The following is a 25,552-nucleotide window of genomic DNA, read 5'->3' on the forward strand; positions in this document are numbered from 1 at the left end:
CGGCAGGATACTATTCCGCAGCCTCAAGCCGCGGTGCCATCCCGGCCAGTGCCGCGGGCTTCGGGCCGCCGGTCGCCCAGTCGAGCAGCTCGACCGTGTGGACGATCGGGATGCCGGTGCCCTTCCCGATCTGCGTGGCGCAGCCGATGTTGCCGGTGGCGATCACGTCGGGGCGCACGCGCTCGATGTTGGCGACCTTCCGGGCCCGCAGCTTCAGCGCGAGCTCCGGCTGCAGGATGTTGTAGGTCCCCGCCGAGCCGCAGCAGATATGGCCCTCCGGCACGTCCTTCACGGTGAAGCCCGCACGCTTGAGCAAGGCCTTCGGCTCCGTGCGGATGCCCTGGCCGTGCTGCATCGAGCAGGCCGAGTGGTAGGCGACCACGAGGTCGCTCTCCGCGGTCGCCGCGAGGTCGAGCTGCGCCACGTACTCGGTGACGTCCTTGGCCAGCGCCGAGACGCGCCGCGCCTTCTCGGCATAGGCCGGGTCGTCGCGGAACATGAAGCCGTAATCCTTGATCGTCGTGCCGCAGCCCGAGGCCGTGACCAGGATCGCGTCGAGGCCCTTGGCGATCTCCGCGTCCCAGGCGTCGATCGTCTGCTTGGCGTGGGCGTGGGCGGAATCCTCCTTGCCCATGTGGTGGGTCAGCGCCCCGCAGCAGCCCTCGGCGGCGTGGACCACCTCGATCCCGTGCCGGTTGAGCAGGCGGATCGCGGCGGCGTTGAAGTCCGGCCGCAGCACGCTCTGGGCGCAGCCGCGCAACAGGGCCACGCGCCTGGACGCCTGTCCGTTCGCGGGTGGGAACCGGCCCGGCCGGTTCGTCGGCTCGCGGGGCGGCATCCCGGCCGGCGCGAGGTCGAGCATGGCGGCGAGGCGGTTGCCGACCCGCGGCAGCCGGGCCACCAGCCCCCGGAACGGTGCGCCGAGCTTGGCGGCGGTGAGCGCGAGGCGGAAGCGGTTCGGGTAGGGCAGGACCTGGGCCAGCAGGGCGCGCAGGAACCGATCGTCGGCCGGCCGGGCGTAGGTCGCCTCGATATGCGCCCGGGCATGGTCGACGAGGTGCATGTAATGCACGCCCGACGGGCAGGTGGTCATGCAGGACAGGCAGGAGAGGCAGCGGTCGACGTGCTTGACCACCTCCTGCGAGGCCGGCTTGCCGCCCTCCAGCATGTCCTTGATCAGGTAGATCCGGCCGCGGGGGGAATCGAGCTCGTCGCCGAGCAGGAGGTAGGTCGGGCACGTCGCCGTGCAGAAGCCGCAATGCACGCAGGTCCGGAGGATTTTCTCCGAGGCCGCCATGGCGGGGTCGGCGAGCTGGGCGGGGGCGAAGTTGGTCTGCACGGGTCGCGTCCTCGGCGCCTCGCCTCCCCGGAGCGGGAAGGGGCGGAATCTGAAGCCTACAGTCCGGCGTACATCCGGCCCGGGTTGAGCACCCCGGCGGGGTCGTGCGCCGTCTTGATGCCCGCCGTGAGCCGCATCAGCGGCTCGGCCAGCGGCTGGAACACCGGCACGGCGGCCCGCACGGCGTCGGGGGCGCGGACCAGGGTGGCGTGGCCGCCCTGCGCCTGCACCGCCCGGCGCACCGTCCCGGCCCCGGCATCGCCCTCGGAGCCGGTGGCGAGCCAGATCAGGCCGCCGCCCCAGTCGAAGAACCAGCGGGCGTCGCGCTCCGCCGCGACCGCCGCCGCCAGGGCCGGCCCGTGCGCCGGCGCGGTGGAGATCCGCCAGAGGGCGGCCTCCCGGGGCTCGGCCAGGGGGGCGGCGTCGCGCACGGACCGCCAGAGGGCGGCACCGGCCTCGCCGTCGACGATCGCGGGCGTGCCGTAGCGCTTGAGCAGGCGGCGCAGCTCGCCCGTGCGGTAGTCGATGGAATCCGCGAAGCCTTCGAGGCGCATCAGGGTCCGCGCCTCCGGGGCGCCGATCCCCGCCGGCAGGTGCGCGGCACCCGTGAGTTCGAAGGGTGAGCCCAGCGCCTCCGCCAGGGACGTCACCGCCCGGGCATCATCCAGGCCGCCGAAGACCAGGGTCGCCACGCGCTCGCAGGCCGGCAGCACCTTGAAGGTGACCTCCGTGAGCAGGCCCAGCGTGCCGTGGGCGCCGGCCATCAGCTTCACGAGGTCGAGCCCGGTGACGTTCTTCATCACCCGTCCGCCCGACTTGATCGCCTCGCCCCGCCCGTTGACGAAGCGGACGCCGATCAGGCTGTCCCGGGCCGCCCCGGCATTGATCCGCCGGGGGCCGGCATTGTTGATCGCCGCCACCGCCCCGAGGGTCGGCTCGCCGGCGCTGCCGTAGAGGCCGCGCAGGTCCATCGGCTCGAAGGGGAGCATCTGGCCGCGGGAGGCGAGCAGCGCCTCGACCTCGGCCAGCGGCGTCCCGGCCCGGGCCCCCACCACCATCTCGGCCGGCTCGTAGAGGGTGACGCCGGTGAGCGCCTTCGCGGAGAGCGTCGCGTTATCCTGGGCGGGGCGGCCGAGACCCGCCGCGGTGCCGCCGCCGGCAAGCCGCAGACGCTCGCCGCGCCCGGCGGCGGCCCGCACGATCTCCCCGGCCTCCGCCTCGGTGCCGGGCTCGTAGACGCCCATCGCTTCCGCCCTGGTCCTGTTTGTAGACATTCCAGGACGGGTGTCGCCGGAAGCGACGGCGGATTCAAGCGGGGGCAGCGTCGCGGGGTTTCAGCGGTTGGGTTTCCTCCGCGGAGCCGCCCCCGCGACGGTCACGCGGCGGATCGCCGGCGGGGTCGGATGCGCTCCGGCTGTCCGGCGAACGGCCCCGGACCGGCCGCGCCGATCGCGCCGGTTTCGTGCGGCCAGGGGCTTCCCGGTCCGCGGGCGCTACTCGGCCGCCGCGGCGCGCGCCGGCCTCAGCCGCGCGCTGACCTGCCGGCGCAGCCCCGCGATGTCGAAGATCCAGACCAGGGCCCCGTACAGGGCCATCCCGGCCGGCACCAGCACCGCCAGGGCCGTGGCGGGCGGCAGGTGGCGGAAGGGGGCCAGCGTCAGGCCCATCGCCGCGCACGCGAGGGCCGCGACGCCGATCTCGGCCCAGGGCAGCGCGATCCGCTCCGCGCCCGTCAGCGCCCGCCAGCCGAGCCAGAGGGCGGCGGCGGCGAGGCCGAAGGTCTGGGCCAGCGCGACGCCGATGCCGCCGGCCAGGCCGGGCAGGACCAGGAGGCCCGCACCGTTGACCGCGAGCCCGACCAGGGCGGCGGCGATCACCGGAAGGGTGCGACGGCGGATCTGGAAGATCGGGTTGAGGGCGTAGAACATCATGGCGAGGCAGAACAGGCCCGGCATGAGCGCGACGCTGTAGGTCTCGAACGGCCCGCGATAGGCCTCGGGGACCACCAGTCCCTGGAGCGCCGGCAGCACGGCCCAGAACCCGACCGCGCAGGGCGCCAGCAGGGCGAACAGGGTACCGGCATTCTCCGCCACCTGCGCCTCGGCCGCCGCGCGGCCGTGCTGCTCCTCGGCCTGGACGGCGAGCTGGAACAGCAGCAGGTCGAGGGCCGTGCCGAGCGTCATGAACGAGCGCGCGGTGACGTCGGCGGCGAGCGCGAAGTAGCCGGCCTCCGCGAAGCCGGCATGGCCGGCGACCGCGCCGCGGTTGACGAAGGCGAGGCACTGGTAGGCGGTGTTGGCGGCGATGAGCGGCAGGCCGTAGCGGGCGAAGACCCGCCAGGTCGCCGACAGGCGCGGCCGCTCGAACGGCGTCCGCGGGTCGCGCAGAGGATGGCGGAGAAGGACCACCGCGAGGAACTGGCTGATGCCGGCCGCCGCCAGCACCCAGGCCGGCTGGGGCAGCCACCACGCCGCCGCCGCCATCAGCGCGAAGGACAGGACGTTCTTCACCGCCACGAGGCCGAGATAGAGCCGGCCGTCGAACCGCGCCCGGGCGAGGGCGGCGTGGTAGTCGAACACGCCGATGCCGAGCGCCGCCAGCCCGGTGCCGCACAGAACCGCCTCGCGCCCGTCCGCGCCGCCGGCGAGGCCGAAGGCCCCGCAGAGGGCCGCGGCGGCCAGGAGCAGCAGGCCGATGCGCAGGTAGGCCCGGTCGAGCCCGTGGCGGATCCACGGCTCGTCGACCCGCACGCGTCCCGAGTAGAACCGTGTCGCCGAGAGGCGCAGCCACTCGAACAGCACCGTGTTCAGCACGATGGCGCCGGTGGTCGCGAGGGCGAACCGGCCGAAATCGGCGGGCCCCAGCAGCTTGGCGATCAGCAGGCCGAGGACGAAGTTGAGCCCCGCATTGAGGACGAAGGCGGCGATCACGGCCATGGACGGCGTCTCATGAGCTGTGGGATCTCTCGGAGGGGCCCGCGCGCTGTCGCGCGGGAGCCGTAAAACGCCCCTAACCGGGCGGGATCAGGGCAAACGGCCTCACAGGGCCCGCTCGTAGCGCCAGGCCTCCATCCCGTCCTCGTAATAATCGGGTCGCACGGCGAAGCGGGTGTAGCCCCGGCGCTCGTAGAGGCGGATGCCGGCGCCATTGTCGGCCCGCACCTCCAGCCGGAGGCGCGTGCACCCGTGGCTGTGGGCGTGGGCCTCGGCGGCATCGAGGAGCTTGCCGCCGAGCCCGAGCCCGCCGCGGTTCGGCGCCACCGCGATCGAGGCCAGCCGCGCGATCCGGGTGCTGCGTCGGCGCTCCAGCACCGCCGCGCCGACGAGGACCGGCGTCGGGTCCGCGTCCGGCGCGTCGATGAGGGCCGCCAGCACGTCCATGGTGGGCGACAGGATGGCGTGGCGGATCGCCCGGCGCTCGGCCCGGTCGGTGGCGAAGGCGGCGTGTTCCAGGGCCACCAGGGCGTCGAGGTCGGCGAGCGTGGCGATGCGGATCGTCGGCTCGGGGAGCCCGTCGCCGACCGGATGGCGCAGGGGGGCGCTCACGCCCGCGCCGTCGCGGTGGATCTGGTCGGCCCGGCCATGGCTCGCTCGCCTGCGTGATAGTCCCCGGCGGTCAGATGCCCGCTTCCGCCCCGCTTGGGAAGCCCGGGCGGTCGCTCCGGGCCTTCCGGCTGCGTCGTTTTTGCAACGGCCGGTGCCGGGTGTGGATTGCGGGCGAAAAAGCCGTTGCCCGACGGGGCGTTCCCCTTGTCGTTCCGGAATCGCGGCCGTATATGCGCCCTGCCCAATTTCGCACGTGCCTGTGGCCGCGTGTCGGTTGGTGGGCATCCGGTCAACTGCCGGACAGCCGCCAGGGGTCTTAAAGGATCGATGGTCGCAAGGGTGGATCCCTACGGCCGGCATCCAGGTGGCGACACCGGACCCCGACAACAACCGGCAGCCGGAGGCGAAACCGGCGAACCCCGCTCTCCACGGGGGACGCAGCTTAAAGCAACGACGAACGGGCTTTTTTGGTCTCGTCGGCCCTCCACAGGCCGGCACCGAAGAGGCTTGTTTCTCTTTGCCCGGCGTGCGGTGGGGGTCCTCCCTTCCAATCCACGGCAGCTTCCGGGTGCTCTGCGCCCGCCCTGATGCACGCGTCTCCAAAGCGCGTGGGTCCGCGCGACGCATCGCCCCCTGACGCCGGCGGCCAGTCCTGGCCGTCACCTTCGACAGCGCGCCCCGCGTAAGGGCGCACGCGAACCCGTGCCGGGAGACGACCATGACCGACCGCATCCGTGACTTCCTGCGCGTCCGCCGCGACCTCGGTCAGGACGAGGGCCCCGTGATGGTCCTCGACCTCGACGTCGTGCGCGACAACTACACGGCCTTCGCGCGGTCCCTGCCGGACACCCGCGTGTTCTACGCCGTGAAGGCGAACCCGGCCCCCGAGGTGCTGCGCCTGCTCGCCGAGATGGGCTCCTGCTTCGACACCGCGTCGGTGGCCGAGATGGAGATGGTGCTGGCCGCCGGCGCCACCGCCGACCGGATCTCCTACGGCAACACCATCAAGAAGGAGCGCTGCATCGGCCGCGCCCTGAAGCTCGGCATCCGCCTGTTCGCGGTCGATTGCCAGGCCGAGGTCGAGAAGATCGCCCGGGCCGCCGACGCGCTGGGCGTGCCGGCCGGCGAGGTGCGGGTGTTCTGTCGCATCCTGTGCGACGGGGCCGGGGCCGACTGGCCGCTGTCCCGCAAGTTCGGCTGCGTGCCCGAGATGGCCGCGGACGTGCTGGAGCACGCCCACCGCCAGGGGCTGGAAGCCTACGGCATCTCGTTCCATGTCGGCTCGCAGCAGGGCAACACCGAGGCCTGGGACGGGGCGCTCGGCTCCGCGGCGGCGATCTTCCGCGAGTGCGCGGAGCGCGGCATCGGCCTGTCGATGGTCAATCTCGGCGGCGGCTTCCCGACCAAGTACCTCAAGGCGGTGCCGGGCGTGGAGAGCTACGGCGAGGCGATCTTCCGGGGCCTGACCAAGCATTTCGGCAACCAGATCCCCGAGACGATCATCGAGCCGGGCCGCGGCATGGTCGGCAATGCCGGCCTGATCGAGGCCGAGGTGGTGCTGGTGTCGAAGAAGTCCGCGGATGCCGACGAGGTCCGATGGGTCTACCTCGACATCGGCAAGTTCGGCGGCCTCGCCGAGACCATGGACGAGGCGATCCGCTACCCGATCCGCACCGCGCGGGACGGGGACGCGACCGAGCCCTGCGTCATCGCCGGCCCGACCTGCGATTCGGTGGACGTGCTCTACGAGCGGCAGCTCTACCCGCTGCCGGTCTCGCTCTCGATCGGCGACAAGGTGCTGATCGAGGGCGCGGGCGCCTACACCACCACCTACGCGGCTGTGGCCTTCAACGGCTTCCCGCCCCTTCAGCAGATCGTCATCTGATCCGCTTTAGGACGTCCCGGCAGCCCTCGGCTGCCGGGAGCGAACTTCCGCTGCCGCATCGACGGAGCGCCTTCGGCCGTCCATCGGAACCCACCGCTTCTCCCGCTCGCCGGCCCGGGGAGGGCACAGCCATGATCGAGATCCGCGCGGAGCATTGCCACCACGTCCCGGCGCGCGAGCGCCTGCTGGACGCGTGTTTTCCCGGCAACCGACGCGCCAAGACCTCGGAGCGCCTGCGCGAGGGCCGCCTGCCGGCCCGCGGCCTCGCCTTCGCGGCGACCCGCGCCGGGCGTCTCGTCGGCACCCTGCGCCTCTGGCACGTCGAGGCCGGGCTGGGCCGGCCGGCGCTGCTGCTGGGCCCGCTCGCCGTCGATCCGGCGATCCAGGGCCAGGGACTCGGCTCGGTGATGATGCAGGCGGCCCTCGGCCGGGCCGAATCGCTCGGCCACGGCGCTGTGCTGCTGGTCGGCGACGCGCCCTACTACGCCCGCTTCGGCTTCGACCGGGCGCTCGCGGAGGGCCTGACCCTGCCGGGGCCGTTCGAGCGCGACCGCTTCCTCGGGCTGGAACTGCGCCCGGGCGCCCTGGCCGGTGCCGAGGGGTTGGTCCGGGCGAGCGGCGCGCTGTCGCCGGTGGACGCGGTGGCCAACGAGGTCGGGGTCGCGCGACGACGCGCCGCCTGAACGGGGACGTACCACGCCGCAGGCGTGAGAGCGGTTCTCCCGAGCGCGACCTCATCCTGAAGGGCCCGCGTGAGCGGGCCTCGAAGGAGCCCGGGGCCGCGCCTGCGCTGCCGGGAGCGCCCGTCGAGCCCTCCGCCGCGGCCGCGGCTCCTCAGGGGCGAGGCTTTGGCGGGTGTCGGCGGCCCGGGGCTGCCCGCCCGCGGTGCCGCCTCGGCATGCGCCCGAGGGCGGCCACCTCCGCCCCCTTGGCCGGCCTCCTGCATTGCGCCGAACGGTCGCGATCCCGCATAGACGGTCCGCCGGCCCCCCGGAGAAGGTTGCTCGACCGATGCAGATCGCAACGCCCTACCTGATGTTCCTGGGCGACGTGCCCGACACGCTGGCGGCCAAGACGGCCTACGGCATCAAGGACTGGCGCCCCGAATGGTGCGTCGGCCAGATGCGCCTGCCGGGCTGCGCCGCCGATCTCGGCATCCCCGACATGACCCTGCCCGAGGCCCTGGCCAAGGGCTGCCGGACCCTGGTGATCGGCGTCGTCAACGCCGGCGGCGTGCTTCCGGACCATTGGGTGACGGAGATCGTCGCGGCGATCGAGGCGGGGCTCGACGTGGCGAGCGGCCTGCACGTCAAGCTCGGCGCGGTCCCGGCCATCGCGGAGGCCGCCGCGCGGCGCGACCGCCAGCTCCACGACGTGCGCCACACCGACGAGCGCTTCCCCACCGGCAAGGGCACCAAGCGGGCGGGCCGGCGCCTGCTCACCGTCGGCACCGACTGCTCGGTCGGGAAGAAGTACACCGTGCTGGCCCTGGAACGCGGCATGCGCGAGCGCGGCCTCGACGCCGATTTCTGCGCCACCGGCCAGACCGGCGTGTTCATCTCCGGCCGGGGCGTCGCCATCGATGCCGTGGTGGCCGACTTCATCTCCGGCGCCGTCGAGACGATCTCGCCGGACGCCGCCTCCAACCACTGGGACCTGATCGAGGGCCAGGGCTCGCTCTACCACCCGTCCTTCGCCGGCGTGAGCCTCGGCCTGCTGCACGGCGCCCAGGCCGACGCCTTCGTGGTCTGCCACGAGCCGACCCGCACGACGATGCGCGGCGTGAAGCATCCGCTGCCGACGATCCGGCAGGTCATCGATCTCACCGTGCAGCTCGGCAGCCTGACCAACCCCGGGATCAAGCCGGTGGGCATCGCAGTCAACACCCAGGCGCTCGCCGAGGGCGAGGCTCGGGCGCTTCTGGACACGCTCGCTTCCGAGCACGACCTGCCCGCCACCGATCCGGTGCGCTTCGGGGTCGACGGGCTGGTCGACCGGATCGTCGCCGACTTCCCGGAGATCTGACATGGCGCGCCGCCTGACCCTCGCCGTCGAGCGCTTCCCGATCGCCGGCGCCTTCACGATCTCCCGCGGCAGCCGCACCGAGATCGCGGTGGTGGTGGCGACGATCCAGGACGGCGACCGGGTCGGGCGCGGCGAGTGCGTGCCTTATCCGCGCTACGGCGAGAGCGTCGAGAGCGTCAGCGCCCTGATCGCCGGGCAGGCGGAGGCGATCGCGGCCGGACTCGGTCGCGCGGAGCTGATGACCCGCATGACGGCCGGCGCGGCACGCAACGCCCTCGACTGCGCGCTATTCGACCTCGAGGCGAAGCTTCAGGGCCGTCCCGCCTGGGCCATCGCCGGCCTGCCGGCGCCGCGTCCGGTCATCACCGCCTACACGCTGAGCCTCGGCACCCCCGAGAGCATGGGCGAGGCGGCCCGCAAGGCCGCTCACCGGCCGCTGCTCAAGGTCAAACTCGGCGGGGACGGGGATCCGGAGCGCATCGCGGCCGTGCGGGCCGGCGCGCCGGAGGCCCGGCTGATCGTCGATGCCAATGAGGCGTGGCGACCGGAGAATTTGGAAGCCAATCTCACGGCCTGCCTAGAGGCCGGTGTCGTCCTCATCGAGCAGCCATTGCCGGCCGACGCCGATGCCCTGCTCACCGAGATCCCGCACCCGGTGCCGATCTGCGCCGACGAGAGCCTGCACGACCGCGCCGGCCTAGACGCGCTGGCCGGGCGCTACGACGCGATCAACATCAAGCTCGACAAGACCGGCGGCCTGACCGAGGGGGTGCTCCTCGCCCGCGAGGCGAAGGGGAGGGGGTTGTCGATCATGGTGGGCTGCATGCTCGGCACCTCGCTGGGCATGGCGCCGGCGGCGCTCCTCGCCGAGGGCGCCGATTTCGTCGATCTCGACGGGCCGCTGCTCCTGGCCCGCGACCGCGACCCGCCGCTCGCCTACGCGGGCAGCCTGATGCATCCGCCCACGCCGGCGCTGTGGGGATAGGCCGCGCCGGGTCGAGGCGTTCTGCCCCGCCGTGGCCGCGCGGCGGGATGTCGAGGCTGCGCCACGTCCGATCAGAGTCGCGTGGTGCGGGTCGATGATGAAGGATCGCCGATGGCGATGTCGTACATCCGCAGGCAGGCCTCGCGCCCGAACAAATCATTCACACGGGGCACTGATCTCTGCGTGTGGTGCAGCGTTATGCCGGCCTCCGCCAGTATTGCGCGCCCGGCGGCCTCCAGCCGTGCCATCGCCGCGTCGTGAACGCCATCGTGGTACGGCGTGACGTTCAGCAGGGCACCCATGGAACAGAAGCACACGGCCGCCGAATGCCGCGGCGAGATCCTGGCGCCTCCGGCATCCCGCGCCATCGCGTTCTGCACGTAGCGAGCCGGATCGGCGATGATCGCGCGCGCCATGATCAGGGCCTCCGCGGGCGTATCCAAATCAGCTGTCCACACCGCTTGGTCGAATGCGCATCGCTCACTTCCTTGCCGTCGACCTTCGAGAAACCGGTTCGTCTTTGGCGATCCTGGGGTTTGGCGAGATGATCCATCAGGCGCCGAAAGAAGGAGAATTCACCGGTCAAAACATCAATACGCAGTTGTATCCCAAGATATCTTCAGTTGTAATGGAGCATATCGGATAAAATAACTTCTCGAAGAGCGAGCATATCTTGTTTCTATAAGCATATTAAATCCAATTTTGATAGTTTTATAATCGTAAGACTTGAGAACGGTACGATTTGGGGGCGGGCTTGGTTCGTTCCAGGCCGGCTTTCTCGACCCTCTAAATCAACCTCATGTTGGCAAATGTCAACTTGAAGATGGATCGTGCGGCTGCGACGGTGCCGGGCTGTGCCGCAGCGGTCTCGGGGGCGTATGCGGTCGGCGAGCCGTCTACCTGCCGGAGCGTGGCGGACCGGCTGGCGCGCCTCGCTCGGCCCCGAGAGACGGCAACGGCAACCAGGATGGGGTTCGGTTGGCCGGCGAACGTGCCGAAGGCGTGATTGCGCGCCGGACGGTGTCGGGCCGGTTCAGGACGGCGGCCATGCCACCGCGTTCCGTCGCTGTGATTCTGGCCCGATATGTCCGTCGACCCGGAAGCCGTGGCGATAGAGATCGCGCCGCCTGTCATTCGCCGGGCATCACAACCGGTTTGGGATTAGGTATACCAGAAGGCTTGCGTTCCGAACGCGCCGCTGCCATCCATCGCTGGTGCGATGGGGGACGTGGCGCGGCCGCGCTGTTCCCAGCAGCCCGACAACACACAGCAGTCTTCAATGCTGGGGAGGAACGACGTGGCCAGAAACATTTTGATCCTGGGGGCCTCCTACGGCTCGCTCCTGGGCACCAAGCTCCTGATGGCCGGTCACAACGTGACCCTGGTCTGCCGCAGGAAGACCGCCGACCTGATCAACCGCGAGGGCACCGAGGTCCGCATCAAGCTGCGCGACGAGAAGGAGCACCGCGCGATCCACTCGCGCGACCTGCCCGGGAAGGTCGACGCCATGCCGCCGGAAGACGTAGACGTGTCGCGCTACGACCTCGTCGGCCTCGCCATGCAGGAGCCGCAATACAACAACCACACGATCCGCGTCCTGATGATCAAGATCGCGGCGGCCAAGCTGCCGTGCCTGTCGATCATGAACATGCCGCCGCTGCCCTACCTCAAGCGGATTCCGGCGCTCGCCGCCATGGACCTTGAGGACGCCTACACCAATGCCGGTGTCTGGGACCGGTTCGAGCCGGGCCTGGTGTCGCTCTGCTCCCCCGACCCCCAGGCTTTCCGGCCGCCCGAGGAGGAGGCGAACGTCCTCCACGTCGGCCTGCCGACCAACTTCAAGGCCGCGACCTTCGACGACGAGGCCCACAACCGGCTCCTCCGGGAACTGGAGGCCGATATCGACGCCGTGCGCATCGACGGGCAGGATGTCCCGGTCAAGCTCAAGGTGTTCGACTCGCTGTTCGTGCCCCTGGCCAAGTGGTCGATGCTGCTGACCGGCAATTACCGCTGCATCACCCCGGGCGAGCCGCAATCGATCCACGACGCCGTTCACGGCGACCTGGCGCGCTCGCGGGCGATCTACGATCACGTCGACGGGATCGCCCGGAAACTCGGTGCCGATCCCGCCGATCAGGTGCCGTTCGAGAAATACGCCAAGGCCGCCGAGAGCCTGCTGAAGCCGTCCTCGGCGGCGCGCGCGGTGGCGAACGGCGCCCCCTACATCGAGCGCGTCGACCTGCTCGTGAAGCTGATCTCACACCAGCTCGGCGCGCCGAACGCCGAGATCGACCGCACCGTCGAGACCGTCGACCGCAAGCTCGACGAGCGGATCATCGAGGGCTGACGAAACCTTCAGGCGGGGCGCGACGCCGAGCGGCGTCGCGCCACCCACCCCGTCATCACGAGCGCGGCGAAGTCACCCGGGGTCGCGCGACATCGGTCGGCGTGGCGCCGCCGGATCGCTTCGCTGCGCTCGCAACGGCGGCCGGCGGCGCTTCATTTCACTCAGCCAGATCCAGGAAGTGCCGCCCCTGGCGGTCGTCGATCTCGATGATCCAGAGATCGGAATCGAACCGGACCTCCTTGGTCAGGCGCTCCTCCACGTCGAGGGGGCTGCCGCCGGAGACGAGGGCGGCGAAGCGGCGGTCGCCGCTCTCCTCGGCTTCGAACAGGGCCTGCGGCGCCGGTCCGTAAAGGTCGGCGCTGCCGTCGAGCCGGTCGACCTTCACGAAGATCGCGCCAGCCTCCGCGGACCCGCGCCGTCGCAGCACGGCCGGAATGCTCACGACATCCAGCCGCCGCAGATGGGCCGAGACCCAGAAATCGGAACGCAGGCGCATGCGTCTGTGGCCCTGTGAGATGCGGATCGCCCCGGGATGGGCAATCCGACGCGGCGGTCGGACCTGAACCCTGCGGGTTCGAAGCGGTGCGGCTCTCGCCATGCGCGAAAGCGCCGGGGCGAGCAACCTCGTGCGCGCGGGAATGCCCGATCCGCATGCAACGGCTCGGCGCGCAAAATATTCCGCAAAAATATTTGGTATTTCTTGGGATTAAAAAAGATCTTATCGATGTGTGTCAGCGCACATCTGCAGTATTGTTTGATGATTAACTGAGCAAAGGGCGCCCGAATTTGCAAATCACGATGACTTAAGGAGCACTCCGATGCGGAGAATGATCTCGCTTGCCACGCTGATCCTCGCTGGCCTGTCCGTTGTTGCGCCGTCGGCCCACGCCCGTTCGGAGACGCTGATGGATTTGTTGGGCAACCGCGATTCCGCATCTTGCCCGCGCTACCAGCGGACGCCGCAGGATGCCTGCAACATCGTGGTCCTGCGGCCGGGCGGTAATCCCACCCAGGACATGACCGGTTCGATCGGCCACGCGAAATCCTGGCAGGCCAATGGCGGTCCGCGCTGCAAGACGATCTGCCGCTTCACCGGCACGCAGTACTAGGCCTGCATGGGGCCTGCATGGGGCCCGCAGCGGGATCGCACGGCCGAGCCGGCCCGGTGCGGGCCTCCGCCCGGCAATGAAGCGGGCACACCGATCCCCCGCTTCGTCCGGAGGATCGCGCGTCGGGTCGCCGGCCCATCCCGGGTCGTTCAGGCCAAGGCCTCCGGCCGAGACCCCCGGCCGGGCCCGTCAGCCTTGACCGGCCTTCACGACCAACGCGCGCAGGGTCCGGCCCGTCGCCGCTCCGGTCACCGGCAGATTGGCGCTGCGCTCGAACTTCTCGATGGCCGCGCGGGTGCCGGGGCCCATCGCACCGTCGGGCTTGATCGCGTACCCGAGCTTCGACAGGGCCTTCTGGGCCTGCAGGACCGAATCCGCATCCTTCTCGGGCTTGGCCGCCTTCGCGCCGTCCTTCGCGCCGTCCCTGGTCGCCGGCTTGGCGGCCGGTCGCGGCAGGGACGCCTTCGGGGTCACCGACGCGGTGGTCTCCTCCGAACGGATCAGGTCGGCGATCGCGTCCCGGGCCGCCGGCTTGACCGGGGCCGCCGCCCGGTCGGATTCGGGGCGCCCCGTATCCCTGGCCGTATCCCTGGCCGTATCCCGCGCCACCTCCCGGACCGGCTCCTTGACGGCCGGCGCGGCCTCACGCTGGGCCGGCGCCTTCTGGGCGAGCTTGGGCAGGATCGGCGCGGGATGGCGCCCCGCCTGATAGCCGAGGGCGTTGACGCAGATGAAGCCCGCCGCGCCCAGCGCCACGAGGCTGCTGAGGACGGCGCCCGGGCTGTTCCGGCAGGTGGCGCCCGTCGCCGTCAGCGCACCCACGAGGACGGCGCGCCAGTCGCCGTGGGCGGCGGCCCGGCGCGGGGCGGAGGGGCGCGCCCGGCCGGCTTCGCCCGGCACGATGATCTCGCGGTATCCTGACATCCTGTCTCCTTACGGGGGATCGGGGGCTCAGCCGGTGCGGCGCAGGACCGGACCGGCGGGGAGCGCGGCGGAGCTCGGCTCCGCGTCGAACAGGCCGAGGGGCAGGCGCACCACGCGGCGCGGCGCCGGGGCGCCCCGCACGGCCGTGCGGATCGGGGCGGGGTTGGACGCGGAGGCCGCCCGGCAGACCAGGGGCAGCGTGACGGTCACCACGGTACCGGCCTGCGGCGCGCTCTCGATCAGCAGGGCGCCGCCATGGAGGCCGACCAGGCCCTGCACCACCGAGAGGCCGAGCCCGGTCCCCTCGTGCGGGCGCTTGTAGCCGCCGCTGCCCGCCTGGAAGAACGGGGTGCCGAGCCGGGGCAGGTCGTCCGCGCCGATGCCGATGCCGGTATCGGCGACGATGATGTCGAGGCTGTCCGCGCCGCGGCGCAGGGACAGGTCGATCCGGCCGCCCCGCGGGGTGAACTTCACGGCGTTGGAGACGAGGTTGATCAGCACCTGCCGGCAGGCGGCCGGATCGGCCGTGATCTCGACCGGACCCGACGCCGCCGCGGTGAGGGTGATGCCGGCGGCGTCCGCCTTCAGGCGCATCAGGTCGCAGCAGGACTGCAGGAGACCGGCGACGTCGAAGGTTTCCGGGGCGCAGTCGAAGTTGCCGCTCTGGATCCGGCTCATGTCCAGCAGGGTGTTGACGACGCCGAGCAGGTGGTGGCCCGAAGCGCCGATGATGCCCGCATAGTCCCGCGCCTGGTCCGGGCCGAGGGTGATCGCGCCTTCGCCCGCCAGGACTTCGGAGAAGCCGATGATGGCGTTGAGCGGCGTGCGCAGCTCGTGGGTGACGTTGGCCAGGAACTGACCCTTGATCGCGTCGGCCCGCTCGGCCTCGGCGCGGGCGCGCTCCAGCTCCTCGGCGTGGCGGTGGTGCTCGGTCATGTCGCGCGTCACCGCCACGACCGCCATGGCGGAATCGTGCGGGCCGTGCACGATGCGGTGCGCGCGCATCTCGGCATGGATCAGGTTGGCGCCGTCGGCGCGTCCGGCCTCGGGCTCGACGTGCAGGCGCAGCGGCAGGGTGGCGGGACGCCCGCTCGCGGCGACGTCGCTCACCGCCTTGAGGAAGGCCGGCCGGTCGGCCACGTGGACCCGCTCCAGCAGGCCGTGGCCGCGCAGCCGCCCCGGGTCGCTGCCGACGAGCCGGACCGCCGAGTCCGACGCCTCCAGCACGCGGCCGTTGCGGTCGTGCCAGGTCACCAGATCGTCGATCGCCGAGAGCAGCAGCCGGTCGCGGGCCTCGTTGTCGCGCAGCCGCTCGCGCCACGCGCCCTCGTTGCGCCTGTGCTCCAGGGCCTGAGCGGCGACGTGGCCGATGGCCGTGATCGCGAAGGCCGGCAGGGCGTAGACGGCGGAGATGTCCATCACCGGCAGGGCGACGGCCCAGGCATCGAGGCCCACCACGGCGAGCACGCCGAGGACGGCCATGACGGAGGCCGCGACCGTCGCGCGGAGCGAGCCGGAGACCAGCGCCTCCAGGGGGATCGCCACCAGCCAGACGGCGGCCGGTGAGGCGCCGCCGCCGGTGACGCTCGCCAGCGCCACGACGATGCCGGTCAGCCCCGCCGACGAGACCGCGTGGGCGAGCCAGAGGGATCCAGTGCGGGCGAGCAGGACGGCGGCCAGCACGGGAAGCAGCAGGCTCGCGATCACCAGCACCTCGATGCCGGAGGGCACGCCGCGCCAGAGAAGGAAGGGCGGCAGCCCGACCATCATCACCGCGCCGGTGGCGAGACGCGAGACCAGGAAGCGCTGGTGGCGCGCGCGGGTGGCCGCATCGTCCGCCGCGGACTCGTGGACGAGCCCGGCGAGACGGTCGTCGATCAAGGAAGTCAGGACATTTTTAATGGTCAAGGTTGGCACGCGCCGCGAGTATGCGTTTCCGCATCCGTCGCGCCTCCGGTTCCACTTCGAACGACTTCCGGACGGTCGCAGAGCCGGCTTAAACGAGTGTTGCGGATCTTGTCCGAATGGTCGGGATGCTTTCGGAGAGGTAACCAGCCGCGTCCGGGCAAGCTTCGTTCACCATGGCGCGCGAAAGCCCGGCGCGGTTGAGGCCCGGTTCACGAAAAAGGTCGAATTCTCGCGCTCGACACCGAGCGGAGGAACCGTCCGATGACTGTCCTGCTGCGCGCCGCGCTGGTGATCGGCGTGCTCTCGTACTTCGCGCTGATGCGCACCGGCGCGGATCCGGCCGCCGAGGCCCGCAGGCTGGCCGGCGCGTTGCCGACCGCCCAGACGGCCCTCGACGCCGTCCCCACCGAGACCCGCGAGCGCGCAATGCGCGCCGTGCTGGCGCGGGGCCTCATGGCGGAGCTGAGCCGACGCGCCGCCGAGCCACCCTCGACCGACACCCTGGAAGACGCCGACCGGCAGCCGGCGTGGCGGGGGATCGAGCCCCGCTGAGACCGCGCGTCGGCGGATCGTTCGATCCCGTCCGCTGACGCGTCCCTCGCCGCCATCGCGCGACGCGACCCGGGGCGACCCCCCGTCGGTCCGCGTGGCGCCGTCCGGACCGCGTCGGTCGGGCCGCGAGGATTGCGGCGCCGAAGCCATCGGCCGGACAGGATGTCAGCTCGTCTCCCCGCCGGCCGCCGCCCGGGCCCGCAGCGGCAGGGGCGGGCGTTGCGCGGCCACGCGCTCCCCGCCCAGGCGCGGCTTGGCTTCCGGGCCGTGCAGCGGCTGGTGCGCCTCGCTCCGCCCACGCTCGTCGAGCGGACGGTCGAGGATCGCGGCGATCAGGTCCCGCGCGGCCGGCCGGGTCACGGTGCGGAACAGGCGGACGAGATCGGCCACGCGCTCGGCCGAGCGTGCCACCCCCTGGTTGAGGGTGAGGAAGATGTAGACCGCCTCCTCCTCGTGCAGGCCGGCCGCGCGCAGGCCGAGCGTCAGGAGGTCGTAGCGCGCCCCCGGATCGCCCACCACGGTGAGGAAATCGCGCGGCACGCCGAGGCCATCCGCGAGAGCCGCCACGAAGGCCGCCACGTCGTGGGCGGCCGACAGGCCCATGAGGGTCTCGCCGAGGTCCCGGGGCGGAGGCGGGCAGGGCCGCAAGGCGGCGGTCGCCTCGACGGTCCGGCCGATCACCGCCCGGCGCATCGGATCGGCGTGCAGGTAGAGCGGCGCGAGGTCGGCAGCCGAGACGTCGGGGCGGATCAGGAGAAGCCGTGCGAGGTCGGCGGCGCTGCGGCCCCGGCCCACGAGCCGGGCGAGCGCGGTTCCGCGCAGAACGACGCCGCGGTTGGCGGCGAGCGCGAGGTCGATCTCCGGCCGGTCCTCGCGGGCGAGGTCCTCCACCGCCTCGCGGTTCAGCCCGGCCCGGGTGGCGATGCGGGCGGCGATGTCGGATCCCTCCGCCAGGGCCGCTTCGATCAGGCGCTGGCTCAGGGCCGGCGCCAGTTCCACCACAGCGTCGCGGGCGCCGCCGCCGCGGAGGGCGAGGGCTTCCAGGACCGCCGGCGGGGTTTCGGGGAAGGGGGCGAGCTTCCCGGCGACTACCCGGGCGGTCTCCTCGTCCACGGTGGGGATCAACCCGCAGGCCAGGGACTCGAAGATCTCGACCGCGCTCCGGTCCCGACCCGGGGCACGGATGAACAGGTCGGTCTGAACCCGGAGAATCACCGGCTTCAGATCGAGATTCTCGATGCGTGAGAGTTCGAGGAGCCCGGACAGGTCCGGCGGAGCATCGACGGATGGGGGCATGGAGGATCGGGTTACGCAGGACTGCAGTAAGGCTACGCTAACCGCATCGGCGTGAATCGACCTTTAAACCGTCCCGCGAAGGACCGTGTCGTCCTGCATCATCGTCGGCCGCCGGATACCGTTCCGGGACGGCGCGTGCGGGATCCCCATCTCGGTCCGCCCGACACCGGCCCGCTTCGCGCGCCGCAGAGGTCGCCGCCTGCACCGATCTGTCCGCCTCAGTCTCCCGACGGCAGTCTCACCGCGTCAGCCACAGCGCGAGGCCGAGCCCGACGGCCGCCAGGACGATGAAGCCGGCATAGACCGGCAGGACCCAGGATTGCCGTTGGTGCACGTAGCCGGCCGCCGCCTTCTCGGAGGGCGCCCGCTCGTTCTGACGCGCCAGCCGAACCTCCTGCGAGGTTGGCGGCGTCCCGCCAGCCTCTTCGCAGGTGCCGAGCGGCGCGGCCCCAACATCCATGTGCGGCGTCTTGTCGGCCGTGCGGCCGCTGTCGATGTCGGCCTTGAGCTGCGCCGAGGTCGGGGTCTCGGAATCCGGCGGCGGCTCGACCGTCAGGTTCCCGGGGGGCGGTGGCGTCTCGGATCGCAGTGTCATCGATGGAACTCCCGTCTCATCCGTCAACGCCGTTCGGCCGCGGTCGGCTGCGGCCAGGATGTCGCGGATCTCAAGCTTCCGCGGATCCCCGCTTCAGCAGCGGCCGCGCCTGCATCCGACCCTCCGCGGTGAAACCCGCCGCGGCGCAGAAGGCGTGCAGGTCCGCCTGTTCCGGCTCGACGCTGAGCAGCAGCCGGTCGCAGCCGGCCTGCCGCGCGGCCCGCCCCACTGCCTTCAGCAGCACCCGCCCGATGCCCCTGCGCCGGGATTCGGCTCCGACCACCAGGGTCGTGATCAGCCCGAACGGCCGGGCTGCGCCGAGGGTGACCACCGGCGCGAGCGCCACGAGGCCGCTCGGTGGTCCCCATTCCACGGCCACGAGCACGGTGCCGCCGCTGCGCTGCAGGGCGTCGATCCGCGCCGCGAGATCCGCGGTGCCGACCGGAACGTCCGTCGTGCCCAGTAACTCCGCGAGACCTGCGGCGTCGGAGGCCGCGGCGGCGCGGATCTCCAGTCCGTAGCGATTAGCCAAACCCTGCTCCCGATCGAGGCTCCCGGGCGATCAACGCGCCGCGCCGCACCGCGCCCCCTCGCTCCCGCGCCCTCAGGCCGTCGCCGGCCCGGCTGCCCGGATTGAGCCGGCGACAGGCGCCCGGCGCCGTCCCGCAGTCGGCGCCGGGCGAAGCCGACGGCCTTCCCGGGACCGCAGGCGGCGGGAGGCGGCGGGGGCGCAATCCGCCCCCGCCGTTGCACCGCCCCGTGCCGGCCAGGATCAGGCCGGACCGGTCGGTCGTGTCGGGTTGGGGGCGCTCATGGCGTCGGGCCGCCGGGGGATCGGCGTTCCGTCGAGGTCCGGGCCATCGCCATCGCGGGTGAGCGCGCGGCGCTCGGCTCGGATTCATCCTGCGACGCGACCCACGGCGGTTCGTCGGGCCCGCGGATGGCCGCCTGCGCCGGGTCGGGCCGGCTGGCCCCTGCCGCACTCGCCCGGAGGCGCAGCAGAGAGCCGAGGAGCGGGGCCGGGAGCAGGTCGCGGCGGCTCGCCTCCGCGCCGGATGGCAGGTCCGACATCGGGCGCGCCCCGCCCGCGTGCCTCCGGAGGCCCGGCCGCCGCCGCATGCGCCACGCCGTCGTCCCATCGATCGTCCCCGATCCGAGGACGGGCGGCATCGCGATCGGGGGGGGCTGTCACGGCGCCGGCCCTGCCGACGTGGAACGGGTCGGGCGCCCGGCGCTTTGGCCCCGCAGCCGCGCGGGCGGCCGGGGAGGGGCGACATGGCGGGCAGGGTTCCGGATCAATCCGTCGACGGGCCGGACGGCGCAGGCGCGCCGGAGGCCGAGCGGTCCGACGATCGGACCTGGCCCGCCCCGGAGGCAGGACGCGACGCGGCGGAGCGCGAGAAGGCTGAGACGGAGATCGCCGCCGGGGATGTCGCCGACGATCTCGCCGATTTCGCCTGACGGAGCGACGCGCAGGTTGCGTGCCGCGCCGGTTCGGTGAGCCGGATCAGAGGGCGTCCGATCAGGCGGTTTCCTTGGCCTTGCGCGGACGGCTCGCACGCTTCGGCTTCTCGGCGGGCGCCTCCGCGGCGGGCTCCGCGGCGGGGGGAGCGGCGCTGGCCGACTTCCGGCGCTGCTGGCCGAGGCCGAGGCTGCGGGCGAGTTCGGACCGCTGGGCCGAATAGCTCGCGGCCGTCGACGGATAGTCCCGCGGCAGTCCGAAGCGCTCGCGATACTGCTCGATCGTCAGACCGTTGCGCGAGAGATGGCGCTTCAACGTCTTGTATGGCTTGCCGTCGATGAAGGAGACCAGTGCATCCGGCGTCACGGACTTGCGGATCTGGGCCGGCGTCGGCTTGTCGGCCGCCTCGGTGACGGTGGCGGCGGGCGCGGAGAGCTTCGCGAGGGCCGCGTGCACGCCGGCGAGCAGTCCGGGCAGCTCGCTGATGGGAACCGAATTGTTCGAGACATACGCCGAGACGATGTCCGAGGCCTGCTCGATAAAGGTCTGCTGCTGTTCAGGAGTGTTGTCGTCCATCGATGATTCCCTCTATCCGGTGGTGGTGGGACGGTTCTATCGTCTTTGCAGCAAAATCAAGTCGTCGTCTAGGATTTCCGTACACAATCCCTCGGTCGTGAACACGCATATTATTCAAGCGATCGGTGGAGCTGAAATCGTCGGCTGAGAAACCCGATGGCCGCAACGGGCTCTTGCACGAGCTCGGGTCTCACGGGGCGTCGTCCGTACGCCTTCCGGCCTGGCCGGGCCGGGTCCTTCGTCTGCAAAGATCCGACTTCCGTCTGACAAGACGCCTGACAACTCGTCCCGTAGCCTGCCGGCCCGGCTGTTCTGCGTGCCGTGGTCTCTGCCGAAGCCCGCGCGCGCAGGCCCGGCGGCATCCGGGTGCGACCCGGGCGGTGCGGATCTGGGTCCTGGGACAAAGCGCCCATCCGGGCCATAACCGGCCGGCGGGGCGAGAAACGGGGCGATCGGCGTGGACGAGCAGACAGAACCGGGCACCATCTTCGGGGCCCACATTCCCTTCGTGAATTTCTGCGGGATCGAAGCCCTCGACGTGCGCGAGGGCCGCACCCGCCTGCGCCTCGCCCTGCGGCCGGAGCACGCCAACAACCTCGGCATCGCCCATGGCGGCGTGCTCTGCACCCTGCTGGACGTCGCCTTGGGGACGGCCGCCCGTCTCGGGGCGGGCCGTCCCGTGGTGACCCTGGACATGCAAACCCGGTTCCTCGCCCCCGGTCGCGGGATCCTGTCGGCCGAGGGGCGCGTGACCCGGGCCGGGCGGTCGGTGATCTTCTGCGAGGCCGAGATCCGCGGCGCCGACGGGGCGCTGGTGGCGACCGCCACCGGCCTGCTCAAGCCGGTGGGCGAGCGGCCGGCGGCGCTTGGAGACGAACTGGCGGCGCCTGGAGACGAGCCGGCGGCGCCTGGAGACGATGCGCGCCCGCGTCCCGTCCAGGTTGATTGACGTAAGCCCGGCGCGGTGGGAAAGCCTCTGCCATGACGATGCCGGACGATGCGCGCGCAGCCCTGTCTGCGCCTCCCTCAGACGCCGATGTCACGGCCATGAAATCCGAGGCCGCGGCGTGGTTCGAGGCGCTGCGCGACCGCATCCTGGACGCCCTCGAGACGATCGAGGCGGAGGCCGAGGGGCCGTTCCACCCGGACGCGCCGGAGGGGCCCGGGACCTTCCAGAAGACTCCGTGGAACCGCACCGACTACACCGGCCGGCCGGGCGGTGGCGGCGTCATGGCGATGCTGAAGGGCCGGGTCTTCGAGAAGGCGGGCGTCCACATCTCGACGGTGCACGGCGAGTTCGCCCCGGAATTCCGGGCGCAGATGCCGGGGGCGGCCGAGGATCCGCGTTTCTTCGCCACCGGGATCTCGCTGATCGCCCATCCGTGGAACCCGCACGCGCCGACCGTGCACATGAACACCCGGTTCGTCGCGACGACGCGGGCGTGGTTCGGCGGCGGCGCCGATCTGACCCCGGTCCTGGAGCGCCGCCGCAATCAGGACGATCCGGACAGCCGCCACTTCCACGCCTGCCTGGAGCGCGCCTGCGCGGCCCACGGCATCGACCACGGCCGCTACAAGGCGTGGTGCGACGAGTATTTCCATCTCAAGCACCGGGACGAGCCCCGGGGGATCGGCGGCATCTTCTACGATTACCTCTGGAGCGGTGATCCGAAGGCGGACCTCGCCTATACCCGCGACGTGGGCCGGGCCTTCCTCGAGGCTTACCCGAAGATCGTCCGCGACAACGTCGGCACGGCCTGGACCGAGGCGGACCGCTTCGAGCAGCAGGTGCGGCGCGGGCGCTACGTGGAGTTCAACCTGCTCTACGACCGCGGCACGATCTTCGGGCTGAGGACCGGCGGCAACGTCGCCTCGATCCTGTCGTCGATGCCGCCCACCGTGCGCTGGCCGTGAGCGCGGGGCTGCCGGCCGCCTACGCCCCCCAGCAGGACGCGGCGCTGAAAGCGATCGCCGCGTGGCGGCGGGAGGGCGGATCGCAGGTGTTCCGGCTGTTCGGCTATGCCGGCACCGGCAAGACCACGCTCGCCCGGCGGATCGCCGAGGATGTCGACGGCGCGGTGGTGTACGGCGCCTTCACCGGCAAGGCGGCCTCCGTGATGCGCCAGAAGGGTTGCCACGACGCCGCGACGATCCACTCGCTGATCTACCGCACCAAGGAGGCCGACGAGGGCGGCCCGACCTTCACGCTGAACCGCTCCGGTGCCGCCGCCAAGGCGGACCTGATTATCATCGACGAGTGCTCGATGGTGGATCCGGACCTCGGCAACGACCTCCTGTCCTTCGAGCGCCCGGTCCTGGTCCTCGGCGACCCGGCGCAGTTGCCGCCGGTGCGCGGCGGCGGCTTCTTCACCGAGGCCGAGCCCGACGTGATGCTCACGGAGGTGCACCGGCAGGCCAAGGACGATCCGATCGTCCGCATGGCGATGACCATCCGCGAAGGCGGCCGGCTGGAACTCGGCACCTACGGACAGAGCCGGGTCGTCTCGCGCCGCACCCTGGACCCGGCCGAGGTGCTCGAATGCGACCAGGTGCTGGTCGGCCTCAACAAGACGCGCCGCCTCTACAACGCCCGGCTCCGGGAGCTTGCCGGCCACACGGACCCGATGCCGGCGGTGGGCGAGAAGCTGGTCTGCCTGCGCAACGACCGGGTGAAGGGGCTGCTCAACGGCTCGACCTGGACCGTCCAGGCGCTGCGCGCGCCGCCGCGCCCCGACCTGATCCGCCTCGACGTGGTGCCGGAGGACGACCCGGCGCTGCGCCGGAAGGCCACCGACATCAAGGTGCTGCGCGCGATGATCTCCGGGACGGACGACGAGATCCCGCTGATCCTGCGCCGCGAGACCGACGAGTTCACCTACGGCTACGCGCTGACGGTTCACAAGGCACAAGGATCGCAGTGGGACCGGGTGACGCTCTTCGATGAATCCTACGCCTTCCGCGAGCACCGGGCCCGCTGGCTCTACACGGGCCTGACCCGCGCCGCGCAGGCGATCACCGTGGTGATGTGACCCGCGGCGCCGGGCGTCGACATCGCTTGTGGAGCCCGACCGCGCGTGCTACGCACCGCCCGTCTCGTCGAGGCACCTCGCGGAGAGGTGGCAGAGCGGTTGAATGCACCGCACTCGAAATGCGGCATGCCTGCAAGGGCATCGGGGGTTCGAATCCCCCCCTCTCCGCCACTTAGTTGTTTCAAGCCATTGTTTTGATATGAAAATTCGGCCTCACTAAGGCTGTGACCCCACTTTATAACCCGCATTTTGAAGCGGCTTGTACCGGCCTGTGTCGGACGTTGACGGACAATGGCCTCGCGCGTGAAAGGGCTAACGCCCCACCTCGATAGAGAGATGTGGCGTACAGTACAGCAGGGTTGAGAGCCTACACGTGGCGGCCACGCTGATCCGGTTGAGAACCTACCGGAGCCGTCGCGAGCGTGAGAAGTCGATCTGGACAACGGTCGGCCCCTCGGGAGCGGCCCGGCGCAGGCTCGCGACGGCCGGCGTCTGACAGTTTGTCTCGGTTGGAGGTGCGTTCCACAACCGACGCGCGAAGGGTGTCCGCACCCCCGCCTCGATCAGCCCGCGAGCCTGCGGATTTTGCGGAACCATCCCCTCGCGCATCAGCGTGTCGATCACCTCGCCCAGAATGCGCGCAGAGTCGTCGAAGCTGATTTGGTCCGCGCCGGGATAGCCGCAGCGGTGCTGCTCGAACAGCCAGTCGTGCACGATGTAGGCCGGTCCATAGCCCCAGGGAGAGAAGCCAGGGATGGGCTGGAGGATGGGCGGGATCGAGCCACCATCGGTGTACATCGGCTGCGGGACGATGGTTCGGTTGTCGGTGGTCACGAAGGTGAGCGGGTCCTTCGGGTCCGGCAGGTAGGCAAACTGGTTCACGCCTACCCATTGCACGATGAGCTTACCCGTCAGCCGTCCGCCCGCTCCCGGCTGGGCAAGAGTCGCGCAACCCGTCAACGCAGCCGCGCTCAGGCTGACGGCCACGCTGCGGCGAAGGACGCGCGCGAGATCGGATCGGCGGCCCCGCTCAGGGGCTCGGTTACTTTGCCCTTCGGTCACTGCTCATCCCCCCGGTTGCCGCAAGCTTGACCATAGCGAGCGTGGGGACGCATCCCTCAAATAGGGCACGCGCTCGCATCAAGCCTTGTTGCGAGCAAACCTTCTGTGCCCAGTGATGAACAGGCCCAGGTGGGTGCGCTGGTAGAGTTCGCGGTCGCGCACCTTGGTGCCGACGATCAATCCGGCGGTGCGCGGCTGAGAAAGTAGTTCGATCCGCGCACCCTACTACTCCGCCTTGCGTAGCTGGGATCGCGGGTGCGGGGCGTTACGACGCCAGATCAACGGATCGCCCATTGGAAACGAGCCGACCTCCTCCGGGTTGGCCAAGGCCACCCGCAAAGATGATCCGGCGCATGAACGTCTGGCAGCTCATCGCCCACGATCGCGCCTACCTTGCGCACCTCATCGCAGAGAGTCGGTACACTTTCGGTGGGTCGGCGATCGACGACCGTGAGGAGGTGCTGGGCGGCTTGATTGATGAACTCGCCGCTCGTGCCGAGGCGTTGGAGGCCACTCTCTATGCGCCACTGCGCCACTTAGAGCCGGTCCCGGGCCGCTTGCGACGGGTGAGCGGGTGGCGCGTTGTTGGGTGAAGGAGCATGCCGATGCCTTCACCTTTGTCCGCCGACTTACGCGAGCGTGTCGTGGCTGCCGTAGCCGCAGGTGCCTCCTGTCATCTGGCCGCGGCTCGCTTCGGGGTCAGTGTCTCCAGCGCCAGCCGCTGGTCGCAGCGCTCCCACCACGAGGGCCATGTCGCGCCCAAGCCAATGGGCGGCGATCACACCTCGAAGCGCATTGAGGTGCATGCCGCGCTGATCCTTGCGACCTCCAAGCCGGAGCCGCGTCTCTTCCTGCGCGAGCTGCGCGACCGACTGCCTGAGCAGGGCGTGCAGACCGGCACGAGCGGCCTGTC

Annotated in this window: 26 protein-coding genes and 1 tRNA gene; 14 read left to right on the forward strand and 13 right to left on the reverse strand. The window is 71.3% G+C overall.

Annotated features, from left to right (window positions below; genetic code table 11):
* Nucleotides 1–10: 10 nt before the first annotated feature.
* The 4 genes from glcF to MFF58_RS05840 all read right to left on the reverse strand — a co-directional run bounded on the left by glcF (nucleotide 11) and on the right by MFF58_RS05840 (nucleotide 4,884).
* A complete protein-coding gene (glcF, locus tag MFF58_RS05825; protein ID WP_238285953.1) occupies nucleotides 11–1,339 on the reverse strand; it encodes a glycolate oxidase subunit GlcF in 1,329 nt (442 codons plus the stop codon).
* Nucleotides 1,340–1,395: 56 nt separating this feature from the next.
* Complete coding sequence (locus tag MFF58_RS05830) at nucleotides 1,396–2,583, reverse strand: FAD-binding protein (RefSeq protein WP_238285954.1); 1,188 nt, start codon at nucleotides 2,581–2,583, stop codon at nucleotides 1,396–1,398.
* A 249-nt stretch (nucleotides 2,584–2,832) separates the two neighbouring features.
* Nucleotides 2,833–4,275 carry a lipopolysaccharide biosynthesis protein gene (locus MFF58_RS05835; RefSeq protein ID WP_238285955.1) on the reverse strand — a complete coding sequence of 481 codons (1,443 nt, stop codon included), beginning with the start codon at nucleotides 4,273–4,275 and terminating at the stop codon, nucleotides 2,833–2,835.
* 102 nt (nucleotides 4,276–4,377) lie between these two features.
* Entirely contained in the window at nucleotides 4,378–4,884 is a 507-nt protein-coding gene (locus MFF58_RS05840; protein WP_238285956.1) for a GNAT family N-acetyltransferase, read from the reverse strand.
* Between the two features lie 718 nt (nucleotides 4,885–5,602).
* Here MFF58_RS05840 and MFF58_RS05845 point away from each other — a divergent pair.
* The 4 genes from MFF58_RS05845 (at nucleotide 5,603) to dgcA (ending at nucleotide 9,779) form a co-directional block, all read left to right on the forward strand.
* On the forward strand, nucleotides 5,603–6,769 hold the full coding sequence (locus tag MFF58_RS05845; protein WP_238285957.1) for a type III PLP-dependent enzyme: 1,167 nt from the start codon (nucleotides 5,603–5,605) through the stop codon (nucleotides 6,767–6,769).
* Nucleotides 6,770–6,900: 131 nt separating this feature from the next.
* Entirely contained in the window at nucleotides 6,901–7,452 is a 552-nt protein-coding gene (locus tag MFF58_RS05850; protein WP_238285958.1) for a GNAT family N-acetyltransferase, read from the forward strand.
* A 328-nt stretch (nucleotides 7,453–7,780) separates the two neighbouring features.
* Nucleotides 7,781–8,794, forward strand: a complete 1,014-nt coding sequence (gene dgcN, locus MFF58_RS05855) for an N-acetyltransferase DgcN (protein WP_238285959.1) — start codon at nucleotides 7,781–7,783, stop codon at nucleotides 8,792–8,794.
* A 1-nt stretch (nucleotide 8,795) separates the two neighbouring features.
* A complete protein-coding gene (dgcA, locus tag MFF58_RS05860) occupies nucleotides 8,796–9,779 on the forward strand; it encodes an N-acetyl-D-Glu racemase DgcA (RefSeq protein ID WP_238285961.1) in 984 nt (327 codons plus the stop codon).
* A gap of 71 nt (nucleotides 9,780–9,850) precedes the next feature.
* Here dgcA and MFF58_RS05865 read toward each other — a convergent pair whose 3' ends face one another.
* Nucleotides 9,851–10,237: a DUF6197 family protein gene (locus tag MFF58_RS05865; RefSeq protein WP_435404750.1), complete on the reverse strand. Its 387-nt coding sequence runs from the start codon at nucleotides 10,235–10,237 to the stop codon at nucleotides 9,851–9,853.
* An 839-nt stretch (nucleotides 10,238–11,076) separates the two neighbouring features.
* Here MFF58_RS05865 and MFF58_RS05870 point away from each other — a divergent pair.
* A complete protein-coding gene (locus MFF58_RS05870; protein ID WP_238285965.1) occupies nucleotides 11,077–12,126 on the forward strand; it encodes a ketopantoate reductase family protein in 1,050 nt (349 codons plus the stop codon).
* A gap of 157 nt (nucleotides 12,127–12,283) precedes the next feature.
* On the opposite strand, the gene MFF58_RS05875 is transcribed toward MFF58_RS05870, so the two are convergent.
* Entirely contained in the window at nucleotides 12,284–12,622 is a 339-nt protein-coding gene (locus MFF58_RS05875; protein ID WP_238285966.1) for a DUF1491 family protein, read from the reverse strand.
* A gap of 322 nt (nucleotides 12,623–12,944) precedes the next feature.
* Here MFF58_RS05875 and MFF58_RS05880 point away from each other — a divergent pair, with 322 nt between their 5' ends.
* Nucleotides 12,945–13,235 (forward strand): hypothetical protein, encoded by a 291-nt coding sequence (locus MFF58_RS05880; RefSeq protein ID WP_238285967.1) that lies wholly within the window; start codon nucleotides 12,945–12,947, stop codon nucleotides 13,233–13,235.
* Nucleotides 13,236–13,424: 189 nt separating this feature from the next.
* On the opposite strand, the gene MFF58_RS05885 is transcribed toward MFF58_RS05880, so the two are convergent.
* Nucleotides 13,425–14,159 (reverse strand): peptidoglycan-binding domain-containing protein, encoded by a 735-nt coding sequence (locus tag MFF58_RS05885; RefSeq protein WP_238285968.1) that lies wholly within the window; start codon nucleotides 14,157–14,159, stop codon nucleotides 13,425–13,427.
* A gap of 27 nt (nucleotides 14,160–14,186) precedes the next feature.
* Nucleotides 14,187–16,076, reverse strand: a complete 1,890-nt coding sequence (locus MFF58_RS05890) for a sensor histidine kinase (protein ID WP_238285969.1) — start codon at nucleotides 16,074–16,076, stop codon at nucleotides 14,187–14,189.
* Nucleotides 16,077–16,328: 252 nt separating this feature from the next.
* On the opposite strand from MFF58_RS05890, the gene MFF58_RS05895 reads away from it, so the two are divergent.
* A complete protein-coding gene (locus MFF58_RS05895) occupies nucleotides 16,329–16,619 on the forward strand; it encodes a hypothetical protein (RefSeq protein WP_238285970.1) in 291 nt (96 codons plus the stop codon).
* 165 nt (nucleotides 16,620–16,784) lie between these two features.
* Here MFF58_RS05895 and MFF58_RS05900 read toward each other — a convergent pair whose 3' ends face one another.
* From MFF58_RS05900 to MFF58_RS05910, 3 genes are all read right to left on the reverse strand, one after another.
* Nucleotides 16,785–17,915, reverse strand: coding sequence for a DUF2336 domain-containing protein (locus MFF58_RS05900; protein ID WP_238285971.1), 1,131 nt, complete (start codon nucleotides 17,913–17,915; stop codon nucleotides 16,785–16,787).
* A 238-nt stretch (nucleotides 17,916–18,153) separates the two neighbouring features.
* Nucleotides 18,154–18,510 carry a hypothetical protein gene (locus MFF58_RS05905; protein WP_238285972.1) on the reverse strand — a complete coding sequence of 119 codons (357 nt, stop codon included), beginning with the start codon at nucleotides 18,508–18,510 and terminating at the stop codon, nucleotides 18,154–18,156.
* 70 nt (nucleotides 18,511–18,580) lie between these two features.
* Entirely contained in the window at nucleotides 18,581–19,042 is a 462-nt protein-coding gene (locus tag MFF58_RS05910) for a GNAT family N-acetyltransferase (protein ID WP_238285973.1), read from the reverse strand.
* Between the two features lie 743 nt (nucleotides 19,043–19,785).
* Here MFF58_RS05910 and MFF58_RS05915 point away from each other — a divergent pair.
* Complete coding sequence (locus MFF58_RS05915; RefSeq protein ID WP_238285975.1) at nucleotides 19,786–19,971, forward strand: hypothetical protein; 186 nt, start codon at nucleotides 19,786–19,788, stop codon at nucleotides 19,969–19,971.
* A gap of 61 nt (nucleotides 19,972–20,032) precedes the next feature.
* Here the strand turns inward: MFF58_RS05915 and MFF58_RS05920 are convergent, their stop codons facing one another.
* The gene (locus MFF58_RS05920; RefSeq protein WP_238285977.1) at nucleotides 20,033–20,548 is read right to left on the reverse strand and encodes a Ros/MucR family transcriptional regulator; all 516 of its coding nucleotides are present in this window, start codon (nucleotides 20,546–20,548) and stop codon (nucleotides 20,033–20,035) included.
* Between the two features lie 457 nt (nucleotides 20,549–21,005).
* On the opposite strand from MFF58_RS05920, the gene MFF58_RS05925 reads away from it, so the two are divergent.
* The 4 genes from MFF58_RS05925 to MFF58_RS05940 all read left to right on the forward strand — a co-directional run bounded on the left by MFF58_RS05925 (nucleotide 21,006) and on the right by MFF58_RS05940 (nucleotide 23,748).
* Complete coding sequence (locus tag MFF58_RS05925) at nucleotides 21,006–21,497, forward strand: PaaI family thioesterase (RefSeq protein ID WP_238285978.1); 492 nt, start codon at nucleotides 21,006–21,008, stop codon at nucleotides 21,495–21,497.
* Nucleotides 21,498–21,529: 32 nt separating this feature from the next.
* Nucleotides 21,530–22,462, forward strand: coding sequence for an oxygen-dependent coproporphyrinogen oxidase (gene hemF / locus MFF58_RS05930; protein WP_238285979.1), 933 nt, complete (start codon nucleotides 21,530–21,532; stop codon nucleotides 22,460–22,462).
* Nucleotides 22,459–23,577 (forward strand): ATP-dependent DNA helicase, encoded by a 1,119-nt coding sequence (locus MFF58_RS05935; RefSeq protein ID WP_238285980.1) that lies wholly within the window; start codon nucleotides 22,459–22,461, stop codon nucleotides 23,575–23,577. Before hemF ends, MFF58_RS05935 begins: the two co-directional genes overlap by 4 nt.
* Before the next feature lie 81 nt (nucleotides 23,578–23,658).
* Nucleotides 23,659–23,748: transfer RNA gene (locus tag MFF58_RS05940), tRNA-Ser, on the forward strand.
* Between the two features lie 231 nt (nucleotides 23,749–23,979).
* Here the strand turns inward: MFF58_RS05940 and MFF58_RS05945 are convergent.
* On the reverse strand, nucleotides 23,980–24,564 hold the full coding sequence (locus MFF58_RS05945) for a DUF1353 domain-containing protein (RefSeq protein WP_238285981.1): 585 nt from the start codon (nucleotides 24,562–24,564) through the stop codon (nucleotides 23,980–23,982).
* Nucleotides 24,565–24,992: 428 nt separating this feature from the next.
* Here MFF58_RS05945 and MFF58_RS05950 point away from each other — a divergent pair, with 428 nt between their 5' ends.
* Together MFF58_RS05950 and MFF58_RS05955 are read left to right on the forward strand one after the other, a co-directional pair.
* A complete protein-coding gene (locus MFF58_RS05950; protein ID WP_238285982.1) occupies nucleotides 24,993–25,232 on the forward strand; it encodes a TIGR03749 family integrating conjugative element protein in 240 nt (79 codons plus the stop codon).
* Between the two features lie 12 nt (nucleotides 25,233–25,244).
* Nucleotides 25,245–25,552, forward strand: a 308-nt coding sequence (locus MFF58_RS05955; protein ID WP_373323282.1) for a helix-turn-helix domain-containing protein, incomplete at its 3' end; no start/stop codon positions are given.

This window comes from Methylobacterium longum, assembly GCF_022179385.1.
GTDB lineage: Bacteria > Pseudomonadota > Alphaproteobacteria > Rhizobiales > Beijerinckiaceae > Methylobacterium > Methylobacterium longum.